Genomic DNA, 21,313 nt, shown 5'->3' on the forward strand with positions numbered 1-21,313 from the left:
CCGCGGCCGGCTTAAGGCCTGCCGCCCGCGTAAGCCGCCGGTCAGGCGTCCAGCAGCTTGCCCGGATTCATCAGTCCGTTCGGGTCCAGTACCCGCTTGATGCCGCGCATCACCGCGATCTCCGCCGCCGAACGGGTGCTGTCCAGATAGGGTTTCTTGACCAGGCCGATGCCGTGTTCAGCGGAGATGCTGCCGCCATGCCGCTGCAGCGAGGCCGACAGCAGCTTGGTGACGTGTTCGCACTGGCGGACGAACTCCGCATCGTCCAGGCCTTCGGGCGTGAGCACGTTGATGTGCAGATTGCCGTCGCCGATATGGCCGAACCACACCACCTCGAAATCCGGATACGCCTCGCCCAGCAGCGCCTGGGTCTCGGCCAGGAACGCCGGCATCGCCGAAATCCGCACCGACACGTCGTTCTTGTACGGCTTGTAGCGCGCCAGCGCCTCGGTGATGCCTTCCCGCAACCGCCACAGCTGGGCGGCCTGGGCATCGCTCTGGCTGATCACGCCGTCGCTGACCCAGCCCTGCTCCAGGCAGGCCTCGAACGCGGCCATCGCGGCCGCTTCCCTGGCCTCGTCCCCCACCGCGAACTCGGTGACCACGTAGTACGGATGGACGTCCGCGAACGGCGCCTGCGCGCCATGCGCCAGCACGTGCCTGAGCGCGAGATCGGTGAAGAACTCGAACGCCTCCAGTTGCAGGCGTGCGCGGAATTCGGCGAACACCCGCATCAGCACTTCGAACGACGGCAGCGCCAACAGCATGACGTTGGTCGGCGGCGGCGGATCGGTCAGGCGCAGGGTGGCTTCCACCACGATGCCCAGGGTGCCTTCCGAACCGATCACCAGTTGCCGCAGGTCGTAACCGCTGGAGTTCTTGATCAGCCCGCGGTTGAGGTCCAGCAGGTCGCCGCTGCCGGTCACCAGCTTCAGGCCGGCGATCCACTCGCGGGTGTTGCCGTAGCGGATCACCCGGATGCCGCCGGCGTTGGTGGCGATGTTGCCGCCGATCGAACAGGAGCCACGGGCGGCGAAATCCACCGGATAGACCAGTCCATGCTCGCGTGCTTCGTTGTGCGCGGCCTCCAGGGCGATGCCCGGCTGCACGGTGAGGGTCCGGTCGACCGCGTCGAAGGCCAGCACCTTGTTCATCCGCGCCAGGCTCAGCACCAGTTCGCCGTTGGCCGCGACCGCGCCGCCGGACAGGCCGGTGCGGCCGCCGGAAGGCACCACCGCCACGCCGTGCTGGTTGGCCCAACGCACGATCGCCTGCACCTCTTCCACCGTGGCCGGCAGCGCGACCGCCAGCGGCGCCGGGGTCCAGCGGCGCGTCCAGTCACGCCCGTAGTGTTCCAGCTCGGCGGCTTCGGTGGTCAGGCGCAACTCCGGCACGGCCTGCTGCAGCGCCTGCAAACGCGGATCGGTCATCGGTCGGGAGGAATGGACGGCTCGGGGGAGCGCCAGCGTGCCAGCGATGCTGCGGCGCGTCCAGACAGCGGCCTGGTTGCACTCGAAACCATTTGCGGTCCAGCCTCCCGCGGCATGTGGCAATGCAGCAAACGAAGCCCGCTTCTGGCATAGTGGAAAGCCCTTCCCTCCTCATTCCGCCGCGCCCGCAATGTCGACCAAGAAGACCTCCTATCCGAAGCAGGACATCCGCGTGCTGTTGCTGGAGGGAGTGAGCCAGACCGCGGTGGAAACCTTCCGCGCCGCCGGTTACACCCAGATCGATTTCCATGACAAGTCGCTGCCGGAAGAGGAACTCAAGCGCCGCATCGCCGAAGCGCACATCATCGGCATCCGCTCGCGCACCCATCTGACCGCGGACGTGCTGGCGCAGGCGCGCCGGCTGATCGCGGTCGGCTGCTTCTGCATCGGCACCAACCAGGTGGATCTGGAAGCGGCGGAACTGGCCGGCATCCCGGTCTTCAACGCGCCGTACTCCAACACCCGCAGCGTGGCCGAACTGGTCATCGCGCAGGCGATCATGCTGATGCGCGGCATCCCGCAGAAGAACGCCGAATGCCATCGCGGCGGTTGGTCCAAGTCGGCCGCCGGCAGCCACGAGGCGCGCGGCAAGACCCTGGGCATCATCGGCTACGGCCACATCGGCACCCAGGTCGGCGTGCTGGCCGAGGCAATCGGCATGAACGTGATCTTCCACGACATCGAAACCAAGCTGTCGCTGGGCAACGCGCGTTCGGCCGGCAGCCTCAACGATCTCCTGGAACGCAGCGACGTGGTGACCCTGCACGTGCCGGAGACGGTTTCCACCCAGGGCATGTTCGGCGCCGCCCAGATCGCGAAGATGAAGCGCGGCGCGCACCTGATCAACGCCTCGCGCGGCACCGTGGTCGACATCGACGCGCTGACCGCCGCGCTGAAGTCCGGCGCCGTGGGCGGCGCGGCGGTGGACGTCTTCCCGGTCGAGCCCAAGGGCAATGCCGAGGCCTTCGAATCGCCGCTGCGCGGCATCGACAACGTGATCCTGACCCCGCATGTCGGCGGCAGCACGCTGGAGGCGCAGGACAACATCGGCGTGGAAGTGGCGGCCAAGCTGGTCCGCTACAGCGACAACGGCTCCACCCTGTCGGCGGTGAACTTTCCCGAGGTCACCCTGCCCGGCCACGACGGCAGCCGCCGCATCCTGCACATCCATCGCAACGTGCCCGGCGTGCTGTCGCAGATCAACGAGATCTTCAGCAAGCACAACGTCAACATCGACGGCCAGTTCCTGCGCACCGATCCCAAGGTCGGCTACGTGGTGATCGACGTAACCGCGAACGAGGCGCAGAGCGAAGAGCTGAAGGATGCGCTGTCGGCGATTCCCGGCACCTTGCGGACGCGCATCCTGTACTGAGTTCACTCCACGGGCGGCCACTGGCCGCCCGCAACATTTTTGAAGCGGCCACCGGCCGCCCGCAGCGTCTCTGAAGCGGCCGCTGGCCGCCCATATCGTTCTTTCCGGAGGAGAAAACCATGCCCCGCGCCGATACCGCATTCCTGTTCGACCTCGACGGCACGCTGGTGGACAGCGTCTACCAGCACGTGCTGGCCTGGAAGGAAGCCCTCGACCGCGAAGGCGTGAACCTGTCGGTATGGCGCATCCATCGCAAGATAGGCATGAGCGGCGGGCTGTTCACCCACATCCTGCTGCGCGAGACCGGGATGGACATCACCGAGGAACGGCTGGATCGCCTGCGCCGCTGGCACGCCCAGGCCTACTCGCGGCAGTCGGAGCAGCGCGCGGTGCAGCCCTTGCCGGGCGCGCGCGAATTGCTGGCGTTCCTGACCGAGCAGGGCATTCCCTGGGGCATCGCCACCAGCGGCCGGATGGAGACCGCCGCGCACAACCTGCACGCGCTCGGCGTGGACCCGGCGCAGGTGCCGGTGATCACCCGCGACCTGGTGCGCCACGCCAAGCCGGATCCGGATCTGTTCATCGCCGCCGCCGACCGGCTGGGCGTGGACATCACCCGCTCGCTGGTGATCGGCGACAGCATCTGGGACATGCTGGCCGCGCAGCGCGCGCGGGCGCTCGGCATCGGCCTGCTGTCAGGTGGTTACGGCCAGGAGGAACTGGAGCGCTCGGGCGCGTTCCGGGTGTACGAGGATCCGGCCGATCTGCTGCGCCACATCGACGAAGTGGTCGCCCGCAGTTGACGCGCGGCGCGCGTCGGGCGTGTCGGCATCATTGGCCGGCGCGTTTCGGTGCGCCGCCGCCTCGGGCTCCCGGATTCACCCTACGGCTGCCTGGCCAGCCATTTGCGCGCCATGCGGCCCAGGGACTCGTCGTCCTCCTCGGCGATGGGGGCGATCTCGCGCCAGGCCAGATCCAGCGACTCCTCGCTGACCACGTAGCGTTCGTCCGCGCCGGCGCGGATCACGTAGCGGACGTCGTAGTGCCAGTGTCCGGGCACGTCCTTGCGTTCCGGAATCCAGTGCCGGTCCAGATCGAAGATCGCCGGCTCCTCCAGCCGCAGGTCCGGCAGCCCGGATTCCTCCTCGGCTTCCTTCAGCGCCACCTGGCCCATGTCGGTGTCGCCATCGGCGTGGCCGCCCAGTTGCAGCCAGCGCGCCAGCTTGCGGTGATGGGTCAGCAGGATGCGCCGGCCGTCGGCGCTGACCAGCCAGGCGCCGCCGGTGAAATGCCCTTCCAGCCGTTCGCGCAGGAACGGGTTTCGCGAGTCTGCCAGCAGTTCCAGGAAGTCATCCACGGTCGCGGCCTCCTCCGGCCAGCGCGCCCGATAGGCCTGCAATTGTTCCATCAACGGTGATTCAAACACGCGGTCGCCCTGTTCAGTTATGCGGGGAATGATGCTCGCTCGCATTATCCCTCCCCGTGCTGCATCCGCGCTTGTGATCCCCCGCCCGGTTTGGCAAGGTACGGCGCTTCCGTGCGGGTGACCCACACACCCGTGACCGCCAAATGACAGGCACCGGCCAAGACCGGTCGCCAACTCCGGGGAAGTCGCGAATGCTCAAATCTCTGTTCAGGGTCAAGCCGGTCGAACCGGCCGGCCATGTGGATGCCGGTGAACCCTTCGAAGGCAGCCTCGATGGCGAGGCCACCCTCAAACGGACCCTGACAGCGAAGCACCTGACCATGCTGGGCGTCGGCGCGGTCATCGGCGCCGGCATCTTCGTGCTCACCGGCCAGGCGGCCGCCAACCACGCCGGCCCCGCGATCATGCTGAGCTTCGTGCTGGCCGGTTTCGCCTGTGCCCTGGCCGGCCTGTGCTACGCCGAGTTCGCCGCGCTGATGCCAGTATCGGGCAGCGCCTATTCGTATTCATACGCCACCCTGGGCGAGTTCGTCGCCTGGTTCATCGGCTGGTGCCTGGTACTGGAGTACCTGTTCGCCTCCTCCACCGTCGCGGTGGGCTGGTCGGGTTATCTGGTCAGCTTCCTCACCACCACGCTGCACCTGCCGTTCCCGATGCAGCTCACCCAGGCGCCGATCGACTGGAACGGCACCGACTTCGTCTCCACCGGCAGCCTGTTCAACCTGCCGGCCATCCTGATCGTCGCCGCCATCAGCGGCCTGTGCTACGTCGGCATCACCCAGTCCGCGTTCGTCAACGCGATCGTGGTGGCGATCAAGGTCACCGTCATCTGCCTGTTCGTCGGCTTCGGTCTGCAGCACATCGATCCGGCCAACTGGACGCCGTTCATTCCGCCGAACGAAGGCCCCGGCAAGTTCGGTTTCGAAGGCGTGACCCGCGCGGCGGCGATCGTGTTCTTCGCCTACATCGGTTTCGACGCGGTCTCCACCGCCGCCGGCGAGGCCAAGAATCCGCAGCGCGACATGCCGATCGGCATCCTCGGTTCGCTGGCCATCTGCACGATCATCTACATCGTGGTCTGCGCGGTGCTCACCGGCATGACCCACTACAGCCTGCTGGGCACGCCCAAGCCGGTGGCGACCGCGCTGGAGGCCTATCCGGCGCTGTCCTGGCTGAAGACCGCCGTGGAAATCGGCGCCATCGCCGGCCTGTCCTCGGTGATCCTGGTCATGCTGATGGCGCAGCCGCGCATCTTCTACAGCATGTCCAAGGACGGCCTGATGCCGAAGCTGTTCGGCAAGGTCCATCCGAAGTTCCGCACCCCCTACGTCGGCACCATCATCGTCGGCGTGCTCGCCGCCGTGCTGGCCGGCCTCATGCCGCTCAACGTGCTGGGCGAACTGGTGTCGATGGGAACCCTGCTCGCCTTCGCCACCGTCTGCATCGGCGTGCTGGTGCTGCGCTTCACCCGCCCCGAACTGCCGCGGCCGTTCCGCGTTCCGCTGGCGATCGTGATCTGCCCGGTGGGCGCGGCCGCCTGCCTCTACCTGTTCTGGCAGCCCTTCATGGAGCACTGGCCGATCTTCGTCGGCTGGACGGTGTTCGGCCTGCTGATCTATTTCAGCTACGGCTACCACCACAGCAAACTGCGGCAGAAGGCCTGAGGGCCCGAACGGGCCGGCGCACGGCGCCGGCCTTTTTTATGCACGCATCGAGACGATGGCCGGGAAATCGCCTGCCCGTACGTCTTGATGAAGAACGACGATTGGAAGTGGATTGATGTTCGGACAACTCTGGGCCACCAAGCACCCCCATGCCAGCCACAGCGACGCCGAAGGGCTGAGCCTGCACCGCACCCTCGGCCCATGGGGCCTGACCGCCCTGGGCATCGGTGCGGTGATCGGCGGCGGCATCTTCGTCATCACCGGACAGGCCGCGGCCAATCACGCCGGCCCGGCGATCATGCTGAGCTTCGTGCTGGCGGCCATCTGCTGCACCTTCTGCGCGCTGGCCTATGCCGAGTTCGCGGCGATGGTGCCGGTGTCGGGCAGCGCCTACACCTATACCTACGCCACCCTGGGCGAACTGTCGGCCTGGTTCATCGGCTGGATGCTGGTGCTGGAATACGGCGTCTCCGCCTCGGCGGTGGCGGTCAGCTGGACCGGGTACTTCCTGAGCCTGCTGGATCATTTCAACATCCATCTGCCGGCGGCGCTGGTGAGCGCGCCGCTGGACGCGAAACTGCAACCCACCGGCGCCATCGCCAACCTGCCCGCCGCCGCCATCGTGCTGCTGCTGACCTGGGTCTGCTACATCGGCATCCGCAAGTCCTCGGCGATGAACATGGCGATGGTGCTGCTCAAGAGCGGCCTGATCGTGCTGGTCATCGCGGTGGGCTGGAAATACGTGGATCCGGCCAACTGGCAGCCCTTCATCCCGGCCAACGAGGGCCCGGGCAAGTTCGGTTGGGAAGGCGTGCTGCGCGGCGCCTCGATGGTGTTCTTCGCCTACATCGGTTTCGAGGCGGTCTCGGTGGCCGCGCAGGAATCGCATCGCCCGCAGCGCGACATGCCCATCGGCATGCTGCTGTCGCTGGCCATCTGCACCGTGCTCTACATCGCGATGGCCGCGGTCATGACCGGCCTGGTGCCCTATACCCTGCTGGGCACCGACGAACCGGTGGTCACCGCGGTGGCGGCGCATCCGCAACTGGGCTGGCTGCGCGTGGTGGTGGAAATCGGCGCGCTGGTCGGCCTGTCGTCGGTGGTGCTGGTGATGATCATCGGCCAGCCGCGCATCTTCATGATCATGGCCCGCGACGGCCTGCTGCCGCCGGTGTTCACCAAGATCCATCCCGAGTACCGCACCCCGCACATCAATACCGTCATCACCGGTATCGGCATCGCCCTGCTGGCGGCGCTGTTCCCGCTCGACGTGCTGGGCGAGCTGACCTCGATGGGCACCCTGATCGCCTTCGCCGCCGTCTGCGCCGGCGTGCTGATCCTGCGCCGTACCCAGCCCGACCTGCCGCGCCCGTTCCGGATTCCGGCCGCCTGGCTGATCTGCACCCTGGGCATCTTCTGCTGCCTGGCGCTGCTGTCCACCATGACCGCGCACAACTGGTTCCTCATGGCGGTCTGGACGGTGGTCGGCTTCGTGATCTACTTCCTGTACGGCCACCGCCACAGCAAACTACGCCGCTGAGGCGCGCCGCGGAAACCCGCGCCTGCCCGCCCGACGGCGGCGGCAGGCGTTAAAATGGGGCCATGAACGCCCCCCTGCCCTATGACGCCGCCCGCCTGGGCGAACTCGCCCGCCTGCTGATCGACAACATCCGCGAGCTTTCGCAGGCCGGCTGGACCCCCGCCACCAGCAGCAACTTCTCGCACCGCCTGGACGATCGCCATGCCGCGATCACCGTCTCCGGGCGCGACAAGGGCCGGCTGGTGGAAGGCGACATCATGGTCGTCGACTTCGACGGCAAGGCGGTCGGCAGCGACCACCGTCCCTCCGCCGAAACCCTGCTGCACACCCAGTTGTACCGCCGCTTCCCGGACATCGGCTGCGTGCTGCATACCCATTCCCCGGTCCAGACCATCGCTTCGCGGCTGTACGCGGGCGTCGGCCACATCCGGCTGGAAGGCTACGAACTGCTCAAGGCCTTCCATGGCAACACCACCCACGAGACCGAAATCCAGGTGCCGGTGTTCAGCAACACCCAGGACATGCCGACCCTGGCCGCGCAGGTGGACGCGCTGCTGGACCAGCAGCCGCTGTGGGGCTACCTGATCGACGGCCACGGCCTGTACGCCTGGGGCCGCGACATGGCCGAGGCGCGCCGCCACCTGGAAGCCTTCGAGTTCCTGTTCCACTGCGAACTGGAATTGCGCAAGCTGGGTTGCCGGCGCTGAGCGCTGATAACCCGGCCCGCGTCCGCGCTCCGGCCAGGTAACTGGACCGGAACCGGACGCCTGCTAACCTTGCCTTCCCCACGCGTCGAGCCATATAGCCATGAGCCGCCTCCGCATCTTCCATGAAAGCGATCCGGTCACCCCGGAGTTCGCCAGCTACGACCCCGACTTCATCGCCACCGAACTGCAGAAGATCGGCGTGACCTTCGAGCGCTGGAAGGCCAACCAGCCAATCCAGCCCGGCGCGGCACCGGAGGCCGTGATGGACGCCTATCGCGCCGACATCGACCGGCTGGTCGCCGAGCGCGGCTTCAAGACCGTGGACGTGGTCAGCATCGCGCCGGACAACCCCAAGCGCGAGGAAATGCGCGCCAAGTTCCTCGACGAGCACTATCACAAGGAAGACGAAGTGCGTTTCTTCGTCGCCGGCTCCGGCCTGTTCACCCTGCACGTGGACGACAAGGTCTACGAGGTGGAGTGCGTCCAGGACGATCTGATCGCCGTGCCGGACAGCACCCTGCACTGGTTCGACATGGGACCGGAACCGCATTTCGTCGCCATCCGCTTCTTCACCGAGCCGGATGGCTGGGTCGGTCATTTCACCGGCACCACCATCGCGCAGCAGTTCCCGCGCTACCACGGCCCGACCCGGCCCGAGTAAGCGGCACCGCCGCGCGGCACCGGGCGCCATGCGCGATCCGGTGCCGTTCTTCATTCGTTCCCCGTCTTCCCGAACCCGCCATTCCCCATGCTCCGCGCCATCCTGACCGATATCGAAGGCACCACCAGCAGCATCTCGTTCGTCAAGGACGTGTTGTTCCCCTATGCCCGCCGCGCCCTGCCCGGCTTCGTCCGCGAGCACGGCCAGGAACCGGAAGTGCGCCGCTGGCTGGACGTGGTCGCCACCGAACATGGCGCGGTCTGCAGTGACGACGTCATCGTCGAGACACTGCAGGGCTGGATCGATCAGGATCGCAAGCACACCGCGCTGAAGGCCCTGCAGGGCATGATCTGGGACGCCGGCTACCGCGACGCGGACTTCACCGCGCACATCTACCCGGATGCGGCGCCCGCCCTGAAGCAGTGGTACGAACAGGGCTACTCGCTGTACGTCTATTCCTCCGGTTCGGTGCCGGCGCAGAAGCTGTTCTTCGGCCACAGCGACGCGGGCGACCTGACCCCGCTGTTCTCCGGCTGGTTCGACACCGAGGTCGGCGGCAAGCGCGAGGCCGACAGCTATCGCCGCATCGCCGAACAGATCGGCGCGCCCGCCGGCGAAATCCTGTTCCTGTCCGACATCGTCGAGGAACTGGACGCCGCGCGCGAAGCCGGCATGCGCACGCAGCTGATTGATCGGCCACAGGACTACCCGCAGCCGCGGCGGGACGACGCCGCGCACGGACATCCCCGCGCGGTCGCGTTCGACGCCATCGAACTGCCGCACTGAGTTTTGTTGCGAGCGATTCGCATTTCCTCGTTCACTGACGGCAGCCGGTAGACTGCGCGCCGTTGCCAGCCAGCCTGCGCTCGCCAGCACATCCCGCCAGCCCGCTTCCGCCAGCCAGCCGGGATCCGATGACGCCCCTCTCCGGGGCGTTTTTCGTTTCAGCGCGGCGCCCGTCGCGGGCCTTGCCGGATGGATCCGCCGCCAGTCGCCGTCAGCGAACGGCGGATGGCAGATAGCCGAAGCGTGCGCGGAACCGATCGGCGAATCGCGCGCGCGACTGGTATCCGCAAGCCAACGCAATACGCGGGATGCTCCACGACGTTGTCTGGAGCAGCATCATGGCGTGGTTCATCCGGATGCCGGCCAACAGGTCCTCGAAGCGCACGTTTTCTCCGGCCAGGCGGCGACGCAACGTGGCTTCGCTCATCGCCAGCGCGCGCCCCGCCTCGTTCGCCGTCCAATGCCGGTCCGGCGCTTCGCCCAACAACGTGCGCAGGCGCCCGGCGGTTCCGCCCTGCCCCGCATTCCTGAAGGCATGCCCACGCTCGGCCAGGGCCAGAAGAAGATCCATCAACCGGTACTGGAGCCGTTCGTCGCTCGCCGGTCTGGCTTCCACACTCTCCAGCACCCATCGAAATGTCGATTCCAGGTCCTCGTCCAGCGGCACCTGCCGATATGGCGCCGGATCGCCGTTGCCCGGTGGACTGGAGGGATGAGCGCGATGAAACGCTTCCAGAAGCGTTGCCGAAAGCGTCAGGAAGAGCGAGCGGAAACGCTGCTCCGGACCATCCGGCGTCTTGAGCAGATCGGCGCATGTCTCCGGCTCGACCAGCAGCAGCGACGTGCCTGGTCCCACCGATACCGGATTTGTCCCGTCGTCCAGATCGAGCCGTCCGGAGGCCACCAGGAGCATGGTCGCCTCATGGAACAGGAATCGCGGTGTGTGCTGGACCTGCGTCAGAGAGGGTTGCGCAAGACTGCACAGGCCGCGCCGCAGCACCGGTGCGCCGGAGGGCAATGACCATTGCGCGCCACGCCCCGCTTCCATGGACAGGGAAGCGGGGCGTGATCGCGGTGCGGCGATGTTGCGCCTGCTCACGGGTCAACCGAGAGGCACGGACGGATTGAGGCCATAGAGGCCGGTCAGGCTCGCCTGCGCCAGCACCGGTGCGGCGGCCAGCGCGGCACATACGTTGGTACCGGTCAGCGGTCCGTCAACGACGAGTTCGGGCGTGGCCAGTGCGTAGATCGTGAAGACATAGCGGTGAACCAGCGTGTCGTTCCAGGGCGGGCACGGGCCGTCATAGCCATGGTATTCCCCCTTCATCTGGGCATCGTCCGCGAACCAGCCGGTGTAGTCATTGAGCCCGTGGCGCCCACCATCGACGGTGGCGGGGCCGGGCTTTCCACGCGGCGTCACGCCGTTCGAATGCGAACCGGCGGCGATCTGTGTGGTGCTCGCGGGAACATCGAGCAGCAGCCAGTGGAAGAAATCGACGCGGGGCAGTTCGGCGGGCACTTCGCGACCTTTCTGGTTCACATCGTCGCCCCGGCTCGGCACATCGGGGTCATGGCAGACGATGACGAATGACCGGGTATCCGCGGGAACATCGGACCACGCAAGGTGGGGATTCCGGTTCGACGACAGCGCAATGTGCGCGGCAGCGTCGGGCACCGCGAAAGCGAATTCGCCGGGAATGACCTGCCCGTCCTGGAAGCTGTGGCTGAAGAGTTTCATGTGGGGTGTTGTCCTGTGTGTTGAAGAAAGGCGACGCGACGCAAGCCCGCGCCACGTTGGGAATTCTAGGAGCACCCCGGGACACAAAATTACCAAATCCAATCAATTTTATTCCAAATACGTTCAATCTGACTGCATATGGATTGTCTTCAGCTCAACCGGCGATAGATTCCAGCACGGCGCGACAAGCGCGACGCTGCTTTCGGCCCCTGTGCTGGCCGCAAGTGCCTCCATGCCCTCTCACCTTGGACGACACCATGAAAACCTATCGCATCGGCCAGATCGTGCCGAGTTCCAACACCACCATGGAAACTGAAATCCCGGCCATGTTGAATGCAAGACAACGCTTGCTCCCGGAAGAGCGCTTCACGTTCCATGCCGCGCGCATGCGCATGATGCACGTTACCCGCGACGAACTGACGGCGATGGATCAGCAAAGCGACCGATGCGCGCGGGAATTGAGCGACGCGCGCTGTGATGTGCTGGCCTACGCCTGCCTGGTGGCGATCATGTGCCAGGGACCGGGCTACCATCGCCAATCCGAACGGCGCCTCGCCAGGATCACCGGCGACAATCAGGCGCCCGCGCCGGTCATCAGTTCCGCCGGCGCGTTGTGCGACGGCATCAAGGCCATGGGGTTCGGCAAGGTGGCGATCCTGACACCGTACATGAAGCCATTGACGCAACAGGTCGCGACATACATCGAAAGTGAATCCATCCGCGTGACGGACGCCGTCAGCCTGGAGGTTTCCGACAATCTAGCAGTCGGGCGAATCGACCCGATGAGCTTGCTTGAACACGTCAAACGACTCGACACCCGCGAAGCGGACGCAGTGGTCCTGTCGGCCTGCGTGCAGATGCCTTCGCTGCCAGCCATCCAGCGCGTCGAAGACGCATTGGGAAAGCCGGTGCTCTCGGCCGCCGTCGCCACCGTCCATCAGATTCTCAAGACCCTGCGGCTGCCCGCGCAGGTACCGGATGCCGGGTATCTTCTTTCCGGAAAATTCTGACCGGAGGATCTGGCGGCAGACGGGCGGGCGGAACCCGCTTCCCCTTCGCTATGGCTGCGCCTCATCGAGCCGGTAGGTCGTGGCCGCGCGCTGCTCGCCCTGCCAACGATCGAGCGCCCGCACCTCGACCCGGTGCTCGCCCATCGCCAGGTCGGTGGGCAGCGCGCCACGCCACAGGTGGGTGGAAATGTCGGCTTCGGGCGAGCGGTCGTAGCCACGCAGCGCGTCGGCGGCATCGTCGGCAATGTTTTCCACCAGCAGGCGCGGATCCGGCTGCAACACGCGCCGCATCGGTTTCCACTCGCCGCCGTCGACGCGGTATTCCACCCGGGTATCGGTGTCGCCCATGTAGACATTGGCGTACACGCCGTAGGCCGGATACGCGCCCTGGCGCAATACCTTCGGTGCATGCAGACCGATGGCCGGATCGTCTTTCGCGCGCGCGACCCGATAGCGCAGCGCGTACCGGCCATCCGCCGCGATCGTCAGCCACGCGTAACCATTCGGCGTGCCGTCGCTCATCGTGGTGTCGGGAATGCCCTGCGCATCCTTCGTGCCCGACCAGAACGCCCCGCAGGTCGCGCCCACGTTGTATTCGTGCAGCGGTTGCGCTCCGTGCCAACCGTCGGCCGCGCCGTGCCGGTAGTGACGCTGGTTGTGGGTGTGCGCGCTGATCAGCAGCACCTGGGTGTGTTCCCGCAGCAGGGTGAACAGCCGCTCGCGATCCGCGCGGCGGAAGCTCTCCACGCCCGGCACCGGATCGAAGAACGGGATGTGCGCGGCGATCACCACGCGCCGTTCCTTCGGCAGCGTCGCCAGATAGCCACGCAGGAATTCGAACTGTTCCTCGCGCAGGCCACCGACATAGGCCGGCTTCTGGCCCGGTCGATAGACCACGTCGTCCAGCACGATGAAGCTGGCCTGCGGTTCCTCCCACGCGTAGGAGTCCGGTCCATAGACGTTGCGGAAACTCAGCAGCGAGTCCTCGTCGGTCGCCGCGTCGAAATCCAGATCATGGTTCCCCGCGACGTGCAGCCAGGGGACGCCCAGCTTCGCGGTGACCCGGTTCATGTCCGGATACAGGCTCAGATCGTCGCTGACGATGTCGCCCACGCTCAGGCCCAGCTTCGCATCGTGGCGGCCGACCAATGGCGCCACGATATCGCGGTCGTAGTAGTCCACGTCGGTGCGGCTCTTCGGTTGCGGATCGCCGAACACCAGCATCTTCAGCGCGGCATCGCGGGCCGGGCGTGGCGCGGGCAGCAGGCCGAAGTCCAGCGAAGCCGGAACCGGGCCGGCGGGGATGCCGCCGTACTTCAACGCAGGTGATCCCTTGGGAAATATCTGTTCCCAGAATCGCGGCAGGCCATTGGCGCCGGTCGGCGCCGCGTATCCGGCCGGCTTGATCACGAATACGGTCATCCGTGCGTCATTCGACAGCACGTAGCGCCCCTGCGCGTCGCTGGCCACGACGTCGCGGCCGTTGGATACCTTCACGCCCGCCAGCCCGGGTTCGGTCCTGTCGCGCCGACCATTGCCGTTGCGGTCCAGGTAGACGATGCCCGTCACCGTCGCGGGCTGCTGTTCCGCGGACGATGCAGGGGACTGCGAGCCGTTAGCCGCGGTCGCCTGCGCGCGGAGCGGCGCGTTCGCACCGGTGGACAGCAACAGGGCAAGCAGCGGCAGGCACAATGCGCGCATCGACATGGGCAGCGGATTCCCGTCAGCGCCTTTCAGGCGAATCCGCCGATTATCGGTCGCCGAGACCCAACGGGGTAGCCGGGATTGCCCGGGGTCGAAGCCCGGCCCTCAACCGGCGTGGCGCGCGGCCAGCAGGGCTTCCACTTCGGCCAGGCCCAGTCCGCGGCTGCGCAGCAGCACCAGCAGGTGGTAGAGCAGATCGGCGCTTTCGCCCAGCAGGGCCGCCTCGTCCTGCGCCACCGCGGCCAGCGCCGTCTCCACCCCTTCCTCGCCCACCTTCTGCGCGATCCGCCGCACCCCTTCCTCGAACAGCCGGGTGGTATAGCTGCCGGCGGGACGTTCGCGCTCGCGACGCGCGACCAGCGCGTCCAGTTCCGCCAGGAACGATCCCGGCGCATCGGCGAAACAGCTGGCGCGCTGCAGGTGGCAGGTCGGGCCGTGGGGGACCGCGTGGATCAACAGCGTATCGTTGTCGCAGTCTGTCTCGATGGAACGCAGTTCCAGCACGTGGCCGGAGCTTTCGCCCTTCGTCCACAGGCGCTGCTTGCTGCGGCTGTAGAACGTCACCTTCCCGCTGGCCAGGGTCTCGACCAGCGCCGCGCGGTTCATGTAGCCCAGCATCAGCACCCGCAACGTCGCCGCGTCCTGGACAATCGCCGGCAGCAGGCCATCGCCCTTGTTCCAATCCAGTTGATCCGGTTCAAGCGGCATCACGCACCTCGATATCCTGCGCGCGCAGGAAACGCTTCAGTTCCGGAATGGCGATCCGGCCGCTGTGGAACACGCTGGCGGCCAACGCCCCATCGACATCGGCGCGCTGGAACACATCGGCGAAATGCGCCGGCTCGCCGGCGCCGCCGGAGGCCACCAGCGGCACTTCGCAGATCGCGCGCACGGCGGACAGCTGTTCGATGTCGTAGCCGCGCCGCACGCCGTCGCTGTCCATGCAGTTGAGCACGATCTCGCCCGCGCCGAGGCGCTGTGCCTGCGCCACCCAGTCCAGCGTGCGGATCGACAGCGCGCGCGTGCGCGAAGGATCGCCGGTGTACTGGCGCACCCGCCATTCGCCGTCGTCCTCGCGCACCGAGTCGATGCCGACCACCACGCATTGCACGCCGAACGCCCGGGCCAATTCGCCAATCAGCGCGGGACGTTCCAGTGCCGGCGTGTTGATCGAAATCTTGTCGGCGCCGGCATGCAGCACCCGTCGCGCGGTATCGACGTCGCGGATGCCGCCGGCCACGCAGAACGGAATGTCCAGCAGCCGCGAGACCCGTTCCACCCAGGTGTAATCGACCGAGCGTCCTTCCGGGCTGGCGCCGATGTCGTAGAACACCAGTTCATCCGCGCCGGCGTCGCGATAGCGCAGCGCCAGTTCGGTGATGTCGCCCATGTCGACGTGGTCGCGGAAGCGCACGCCCTTGACCACGCGCCCGTCGCGGACGTCCAGGCACGGAATGATCCGCCGGCTCAGCATGCCAATGCCTCCGCCACGCTGAAGCGGCCTTCCAGCAACGCGCGCCCCAGCACGATGCCCGCACAGCCCTGCGCACGCGCGGCGGCGATATCGTCCAGCGCGCGCACGCCGCCGGACGCCTGCACCCGCAGCCCCGGCGCGATGGCGCGCAGGTGACGGTAGAGATCCAGATTGGGACCGGACAGCATGCCGTCGCGGGCGATGTCGGTGCTGAGCAGGTGAACCAGCCCGGCGCGCTCGAACCGGCCGGCCAGCTCATCCAGGGTTGCGCCGGCGTCCTCGGTCCAGCCATGCACGGGCAGGCGCCACACGCCGGCGGCGTCCTGCCGCGTGTCCAGGGCCACGGTGATCCGCGCCGCGCCGAACTCCGCCAGCCAAGCCAGCACCGCCTCCGGTTCGCGCACCGCCAGCGATCCGATCACCACCCGCTCCGCGCCCGCCTCCAGCAGGCGGGCCACATCGTCGCGCGAGCGCACGCCGCCGCCGGTCTGGATCCGCAGGCCGGTGGTGGCGGAAATATCGCGCAGCAGTGGCGCCAGGGTGTAGCCGCCGGCGCGCGCGGCATCCAGGTCCACCAGATGCAGCCACTGCGCGCCCTGCTCCGCGTAGCCACGGATGATCGCCAGCGGGTCGTCGCCGTAGCGGGTCTCGCGCGCATAGTCGCCCTGGGCCAGCCGCACCACCCGGCCATCGCGGATGTCGATGGCCGGATAGGCCAGGAAATCCCGCGCCTGCGTGTCTTTCGATACCGCGACCATTACTGCAATCCTGTTTCGATGAAGTTCCGGATCAAGCGCGCGCCGATATCGGCGGAGCGTTCCGGATGGAACTGCGCGCCGGCCACGTGGCCGCGCTGCACGACCGCGGCGAACGACTGGCCGTGTTCACAGCTCATCAGGCAATCCGCGCCCACCGGCGCCGCATAGCTGTGCACGAAGTAGGCATGGCCACCGTCCAGACCGGCGGTCAGGCTGGAGGCGCGTTGCTCGCCCAGCGTGTTCCAGCCCATGTGCGGCACCCGGATGCCCGGCGCGGGAGACAGCCGCGTCACCCGCCCCGGCAGCAATCCCAGGCAGGGCGTGTCGTCTTCCTCCGAATGCTCGAACAGCAGCTGCATGCCCACGCAGACGCCCAGCAGCGGCTGTTCCAGTTGCCGCAGCACCTCCACCAGCCCCTGCTCGCGCAGCCGCCCCATCACCGTGGCGGCGGTGCTGACACCGGGCAGGATCACGCGATCCGCCGCGCGGATGTCGGCCGCGTCCGCGGTCAACATGGCGTCCACGCCGAGCCGCTCCAGCGCGTAGCGGACGGAACCGATGTTGGCGCCGCCGGCATCGACCAGGGCCACGCGCATCACAGGGCTCCCTTGGTCGAGGGCAGTTCCGCGCCTTCGCGGCGGATCGCCTGTCGCAGTGCGCGCGCCAGCGCCTTGAAACAGGCTTCCACCTTGTGATGGTCGTTGTCGCCACGCACGCTCAGGTTGAGGTTGAGCCCGGCCGCGTCGCACAGTGAACGGAAGAAGTGCGGCACCAGTTCGGTCGGCAGATCGCCCACGCGCTCGCGGCGGAATTCACCCTCGAACACGAAATACGGCCGGCCACTGAAATCCAGCGCGGCGCTGGCCAGGGTTTCGTCCATCGGCAGGGTGAACCCGTAGCGGCCGATGCCGCGCTTGTCGCCCAGCGCCTGCTTCAACGCCTGGCCCAGCGCCAGCCCGGTGTCCTCCACCGTGTGGTGCTCGTCGATGTGCAGATCGCCCTGAGTATCGATCGCCAACGCGAAACCGCCGTGTTTTCCGATCTGCTCCAGCATGTGGTCGAAGAACGGCAGTCCCGTGCGGACGGCCGGCTCGGCCACCCGATCCAGATCCACGTCCACCCGGATCCGGGTTTCCTTCGTATTGCGCTGGACGCTGGCCCGGCGCGGTGCGTCGGCCAGTTCGTGCGCAATCGATGGCCAGTCCCACTCGCCGCCGAACTGCGGCGTCTTCAACTGGAACCCACGGATGCGCAGGTTGTCGGCGAACTGCAGGTCGGTCGGCCGGTCGCCGACCATGCCCGAGCGCGCCCAGTCAATGTCGCGGTCCTGCAGGTAGTGCAGGACCAGACCGATGCCGGGCTTGCGGGTCGGCCGGTTCTCTTCCGGCCAGCTCGGATCGATCAGCACTTCGCGGAAGCGGATGCCCTGGCTCTCGAAGATCTGCAGCATCAGGTCGTTCGGGCCATCGAAGGACGCCTGCGGATAGCCCTCGCCGCCCAGTCCATCCTGGTTGCTGACGATGACGAACTGATAGCCCGCATCGCGCAGTTTCAGCAGGGCCGGAATGCAGTCGCGCACGAAGCGGATCTTCTCGTAGGCGTCGATCTGGAAATCGGCCGGCTCCTCGATGAGCGTGCCATCGCGGTCGATGAACAGAATCGGGGTCATGCCGCCGCCTCCCGCACCGCCAGCGCCGACAGCACCCGGTCGTTCTGTTCCGGACTGCCGATGCTGATCCGCAGCGCATCATCCAGTTGTGGCGCCGCACGCTGGTCGCGCACCACCACGCCGGTGGCCAGCAACGCCGCGAATGCGCGATCGGCGTCGTCGAACCGCACCAGCAGGTAGTTGCCCTGCGAGGGATAGACGCGACGCACGCCGGGCAGCATCGCCAGTGCCTCGCGCATCCGTTCGCGTTCGCCGCGCACCAGCGCCACCCGCTGCCGGGTCTGCGCCAGCGCCGCGGGGGCCAGGCCAGCCAGCGCCAGTTCGGCGCAGGGCGCGGGAATCGGATACGGCGCCTGGCAGGCGCGCAGCACCGCGATCAGTTCCGGCGCCGCGATCGCCACGCCGATCCGCGCCGCCGCCAGCGCATGCGCCTTGGACAGGGTGCGCAGCACCACCAGGTTCGGGCAGCGCGCCAGCAGCGTCGTCGCCGATGGCACGTCGGAGAATTCCACGTAAGCCTCGTCCACCACCAGCAGGGCGCGACCGGCCAGGCGTCCGGCCAGGCCGGCGATTTCGTCCAGCGTGCAGGCGTGGCCGGTGGGATTGGTCGGCGAGCACAGGAACACCAGCTTCGCTGAACCCGCCAGCGCCGCGTGGGCGAGCGCATCGAGATCCGGCAGGAACCCCTGAGCCGTGTCGTGCAGCGGGACATCGATCAGGGGAGCGTCCTGGAGCCGCGCGGAAACGGCATACATGCCGAACACCGGCGAGCTGATCACCACGCCGTCACGCCCCGGCACGCACAGCGCGCGCACCAGCAGATCGATTGCCTCGTCGCTGCCCCGTCCGATCAGCAACTGCTCCGGCGCGCAGCCATACAGGCCGGCCAGCGCCGCGCGCAGCGCGGCCGGCTGCGGGTCCGGATAACGCCGGCAGGCCGCATCCGCATCGGCGGGATTGGCCCAGGCCGATTCATTGGCGTTGAGCCACACATCGCCCCGCAGCGCCTCGGTCCGCGCGGACTTGTAGCCGCCAAAACCGCGCAGATCCGGCCTGATCAACGCAAGCACGCCGGCATCCGCGACATTCGGAGCCGAGCCGTTCATGCCGCCTCCAGTCGCAGCGCGACCGCGTTGGCGTGCGCGTCCAGGCCTTCGGCGCGCGCCAGGGTCAACGCGCATTCGCCGATGCGGCCGATGCCGGCGCGACTGGCCGCCTGCACGCTGACGAAATTCTGGAAACTGGCCACGCTCACCCCGCTGTAGGCGCGCGCGGCGCCACTCGTCGGCAGTACGTGGTTGGTGCCGCTGCAATAGTCACCCAGCGCTTCCGGCGTGTAGTCGCCCAGGAACACCGAACCCGCCGCCTCCACCCGTTCCAGCCAGGCGCGCGGTTCGCGCAGTGCCAGGATCAGGTGCTCCGGCGCGTATTCGTTGCTGATGGTGAAAGCGTCGTCCAGCCGCTCCACCTCGATCAGTCGCGATGCCGACAGTGCCTGGCGGGCAATCGCCGCGCGCGGCAGCGCGGCCAACTGGCGATCCAGTTCGCGGGCGACGCGGTCGAGCAGCGCGGGCGCATCCGACAGCAGCAATACCTGCGAATCCGGGCCGTGTTCGGCCTGCGACAGCAGGTCGGCGGCGACGAACGCGGGATCCGCGCCCGCGTCGGCGATCACCAGCACTTCCGACGGGCCGGCCGGCATGTCGATGGCAGCTACGCCCGCCTGCGCGACCTGCTGCTTGGCCTCGGTCACGTAGCTGTTGCCGGGACCGAACAGCTTGTCGCAACGGGGCACGCTGCCGGTGCCGAAAGCCATCGCGGCAATCGCCTGCGCGCCGCCCAGCTTGAACACCCGGGTCACGCCGGTGAGACGCGCCGCCACCAGCACGGCGGGATCGGCGCTTCCATCCGCGCGCGGCGGCGTGCACAGGATCACTTCGCGGCATCCGGCCAGCCGTGCCGGCACGCCCAGCATCAGGGCGGTGGAGGGCAGCGGCGCGCTGCCGGCCGGTACGTACAGGCCGACCCGGGGAATCGGCCGGATCATCCGTTCGCAGACCACGCCGGGCGCGGTTTCCACCGCGTACGGCTGCGCCATGCCGGCGCGGTGAAACGCCTCGATGCGCGCGGCGGCTTCCTGCATCGCCTGCTTCAACGCCGGCGCCACCACCGACTCGGCGGCGGCGAATTCCGCCGTCCCCACTTCGAAATCATCCAGCGCCACGCCGTCGAAGCGGCTGGTGAACTCCCGCAGCGCCGCGTCGCCGAGCTGACGGACTTCCGCCAGCACCGCGGCGACCGCGTCGCGGGTGCGCTGGGCGACTGCCTGCACCGGACGGCGCAGCGCGGCGCCACGTTGTTCAAGATCCAACCGTGACCAGATCAGGCGATTCATGCCAGCGACCTCTCGACCGACAGCACCATCAAGCCCTGCGCGCCGGCGCGTTCCAGTTCCTCCAGCCGCTGCCAGGTGATGGCGCCGTGGCACATGGTCTGCAGCGACAGCGGGCCATCGCCGGATGCGGGCAGCTGCACCAGCGGCTCCGCGTCCGGCAGCAGGCGCGACAGCTCGGCCACGGTATCGCGGTGGGCGCGGAACATCAGCAGCTTGCTGTCCTTGAGTTTGAGCACGCCATCGACACGGCGCAGCAGCATCGCCGCCAGGCCCGCGCGTTCGTCCTCGAACTCGCGGACCGGACCGGCCAGCACCGCCTCGCTGTCCAGCAGCGTTTCCACCGGCTTGAGCTGGTTGGCCGCGAGGGTCGCGCCGCTGGAGACCAGATCGCAGATCAGATCGGCGGTACCCAGGCGGGGCGCGATTTCGACCGAACCGGACAGTTCCACCACGCCGGCCTCCACGCCCTGCCGCTGCAGCCACGCCGACAGGATTGCCGGATAGCTGGTGGCGATGCGCAGCCCCTGCAGTTGCGCCGGGCCCTGCCATTCCCAGGTATCGGGCACCGCCAGCATCAGCCGGCATTGGCCGAAACCGAGCGGACGCAATTCCTGGTAGGCCGGCGCCAGGCCGATGCGCGCGCGTTCGCCGGCCTGCTCGTCGAGCTCGTTGCGGCCGACCACGCCGAAGTCGCACACGCCGTCGGCGATCAGGCCGGGGATGTCGTCGTCGCGCACCAGCAGCAGATCGATCGGCAGCGACTCGCCGTAGCAGAACAACTTGTCGCGGCTCTCGCGCCAGCTCAGGCCGCAGGCTGCCAGCAGCGCGCGCGCGGGCTCGGCCAGGCGGCCACTTTTCTGGATGGCGATGCGCAGGCGATCGCGCGTCGCGGGAACAACCCTGGGACTCATGGGAGAAA

General features: G+C 67.8%; 21 protein-coding genes. 8 read left to right on the forward strand and 13 right to left on the reverse strand.

Translation table 11 applies throughout. The features are described 5' to 3' along the window. Positions 1-41: 41 nt before the first annotated feature. Positions 42-1,430, reverse strand: a complete 1,389-nt coding sequence (locus ACTHN1_RS16160) for an FAD-binding oxidoreductase (protein ID WP_440471960.1) — start codon at positions 1,428-1,430, stop codon at positions 42-44. Between the two features lie 190 nt (positions 1,431-1,620). Between ACTHN1_RS16160 and serA the strand changes: the two genes are divergently transcribed. Further along, positions 1,621-2,862, forward strand: a complete 1,242-nt coding sequence (gene serA / locus ACTHN1_RS16165) for a phosphoglycerate dehydrogenase (protein WP_440471961.1) — start codon at positions 1,621-1,623, stop codon at positions 2,860-2,862. A 119-nt stretch (positions 2,863-2,981) separates the two neighbouring features. Continuing rightward, entirely contained in the window at positions 2,982-3,665 is a 684-nt protein-coding gene (locus ACTHN1_RS16170) for an HAD family hydrolase (RefSeq protein ID WP_440471962.1), read from the forward strand. A gap of 80 nt (positions 3,666-3,745) precedes the next feature. On the opposite strand, the gene ACTHN1_RS16175 is transcribed toward ACTHN1_RS16170, so the two are convergent. Further along, positions 3,746-4,333 (reverse strand): NUDIX hydrolase, encoded by a 588-nt coding sequence (locus tag ACTHN1_RS16175; RefSeq protein WP_440471963.1) that lies wholly within the window; start codon positions 4,331-4,333, stop codon positions 3,746-3,748. 146 nt (positions 4,334-4,479) lie between these two features. Between ACTHN1_RS16175 and ACTHN1_RS16180 the strand changes: the two genes are divergently transcribed. The 5 genes from ACTHN1_RS16180 to mtnC all read left to right on the forward strand — a co-directional run bounded on the left by ACTHN1_RS16180 (position 4,480) and on the right by mtnC (position 9,646). Then, positions 4,480-5,952, forward strand: a complete 1,473-nt coding sequence (locus ACTHN1_RS16180; protein ID WP_440471964.1) for an amino acid permease — start codon at positions 4,480-4,482, stop codon at positions 5,950-5,952. A 115-nt stretch (positions 5,953-6,067) separates the two neighbouring features. Next, entirely contained in the window at positions 6,068-7,492 is a 1,425-nt protein-coding gene (locus ACTHN1_RS16185) for an amino acid permease (RefSeq protein ID WP_440471965.1), read from the forward strand. 62 nt (positions 7,493-7,554) lie between these two features. Next, positions 7,555-8,199, forward strand: coding sequence for a methylthioribulose 1-phosphate dehydratase (locus ACTHN1_RS16190; protein WP_440471966.1), 645 nt, complete (start codon positions 7,555-7,557; stop codon positions 8,197-8,199). 100 nt (positions 8,200-8,299) lie between these two features. Next, positions 8,300-8,860: a 1,2-dihydroxy-3-keto-5-methylthiopentene dioxygenase gene (locus ACTHN1_RS16195; RefSeq protein WP_440471967.1), complete on the forward strand. Its 561-nt coding sequence runs from the start codon at positions 8,300-8,302 to the stop codon at positions 8,858-8,860. Between the two features lie 87 nt (positions 8,861-8,947). Further along, the gene (mtnC, locus tag ACTHN1_RS16200) at positions 8,948-9,646 is read left to right on the forward strand and encodes an acireductone synthase (RefSeq protein WP_440471968.1); all 699 of its coding nucleotides are present in this window, start codon (positions 8,948-8,950) and stop codon (positions 9,644-9,646) included. A 211-nt stretch (positions 9,647-9,857) separates the two neighbouring features. Here mtnC and ACTHN1_RS16205 read toward each other — a convergent pair whose 3' ends face one another. Further along, a complete protein-coding gene (locus ACTHN1_RS16205; protein ID WP_440471969.1) occupies positions 9,858-10,745 on the reverse strand; it encodes a helix-turn-helix transcriptional regulator in 888 nt (295 codons plus the stop codon). A gap of 3 nt (positions 10,746-10,748) precedes the next feature. Beyond that, positions 10,749-11,384 (reverse strand): YbhB/YbcL family Raf kinase inhibitor-like protein, encoded by a 636-nt coding sequence (locus tag ACTHN1_RS16210; protein ID WP_440471970.1) that lies wholly within the window; start codon positions 11,382-11,384, stop codon positions 10,749-10,751. 257 nt (positions 11,385-11,641) lie between these two features. On the opposite strand from ACTHN1_RS16210, the gene ACTHN1_RS16215 reads away from it, so the two are divergent. Continuing rightward, positions 11,642-12,394 (forward strand): maleate cis-trans isomerase family protein, encoded by a 753-nt coding sequence (locus ACTHN1_RS16215; protein ID WP_440471971.1) that lies wholly within the window; start codon positions 11,642-11,644, stop codon positions 12,392-12,394. Between the two features lie 48 nt (positions 12,395-12,442). On the opposite strand, the gene ACTHN1_RS16220 is transcribed toward ACTHN1_RS16215, so the two are convergent. The 9 genes from ACTHN1_RS16220 to hisG form a co-directional block, all read right to left on the reverse strand. Then, positions 12,443-14,101 carry a calcineurin-like phosphoesterase C-terminal domain-containing protein gene (locus ACTHN1_RS16220; RefSeq protein ID WP_440471972.1) on the reverse strand — a complete coding sequence of 553 codons (1,659 nt, stop codon included), beginning with the start codon at positions 14,099-14,101 and terminating at the stop codon, positions 12,443-12,445. A 102-nt stretch (positions 14,102-14,203) separates the two neighbouring features. Next, a complete protein-coding gene (gene hisIE, locus ACTHN1_RS16225; protein ID WP_440471973.1) occupies positions 14,204-14,806 on the reverse strand; it encodes a bifunctional phosphoribosyl-AMP cyclohydrolase/phosphoribosyl-ATP diphosphatase HisIE in 603 nt (200 codons plus the stop codon). Next, positions 14,796-15,572, reverse strand: coding sequence for an imidazole glycerol phosphate synthase subunit HisF (gene hisF / locus ACTHN1_RS16230; protein WP_440471974.1), 777 nt, complete (start codon positions 15,570-15,572; stop codon positions 14,796-14,798). The genes hisIE and hisF overlap by 11 nt, the downstream gene beginning before the upstream one ends. Beyond that, positions 15,566-16,330: a 1-(5-phosphoribosyl)-5-[(5-phosphoribosylamino)methylideneamino]imidazole-4-carboxamide isomerase gene (hisA, locus tag ACTHN1_RS16235; protein WP_440471975.1), complete on the reverse strand. Its 765-nt coding sequence runs from the start codon at positions 16,328-16,330 to the stop codon at positions 15,566-15,568. The genes hisF and hisA overlap by 7 nt, the downstream gene beginning before the upstream one ends. Further along, positions 16,330-16,926, reverse strand: a complete 597-nt coding sequence (gene hisH / locus ACTHN1_RS16240) for an imidazole glycerol phosphate synthase subunit HisH (protein WP_440471976.1) — start codon at positions 16,924-16,926, stop codon at positions 16,330-16,332. The genes hisA and hisH overlap by 1 nt, the downstream gene beginning before the upstream one ends. Continuing rightward, positions 16,926-17,999, reverse strand: coding sequence for a bifunctional histidinol-phosphatase/imidazoleglycerol-phosphate dehydratase HisB (hisB, locus tag ACTHN1_RS16245; protein WP_440471977.1), 1,074 nt, complete (start codon positions 17,997-17,999; stop codon positions 16,926-16,928). The genes hisH and hisB overlap by 1 nt, the downstream gene beginning before the upstream one ends. Beyond that, positions 17,996-19,105, reverse strand: coding sequence for a histidinol-phosphate transaminase (hisC, locus tag ACTHN1_RS16250; protein WP_440471978.1), 1,110 nt, complete (start codon positions 19,103-19,105; stop codon positions 17,996-17,998). The genes hisB and hisC overlap by 4 nt, the downstream gene beginning before the upstream one ends. After that, on the reverse strand, positions 19,102-20,394 hold the full coding sequence (gene hisD / locus ACTHN1_RS16255; protein ID WP_440471979.1) for a histidinol dehydrogenase: 1,293 nt from the start codon (positions 20,392-20,394) through the stop codon (positions 19,102-19,104). Before hisD ends, hisC begins: the two co-directional genes overlap by 4 nt. After that, positions 20,391-21,305 carry an ATP phosphoribosyltransferase gene (gene hisG, locus ACTHN1_RS16260; protein WP_440471980.1) on the reverse strand — a complete coding sequence of 305 codons (915 nt, stop codon included), beginning with the start codon at positions 21,303-21,305 and terminating at the stop codon, positions 20,391-20,393. The genes hisD and hisG overlap by 4 nt, the downstream gene beginning before the upstream one ends. Positions 21,306-21,313: the final 8 nt, after the last annotated feature.

It is taken from the genome of Pseudoxanthomonas sp. (genome assembly GCF_051953815.1).
Lineage (GTDB): Bacteria > Pseudomonadota > Gammaproteobacteria > Xanthomonadales > Xanthomonadaceae > Pseudoxanthomonas_A.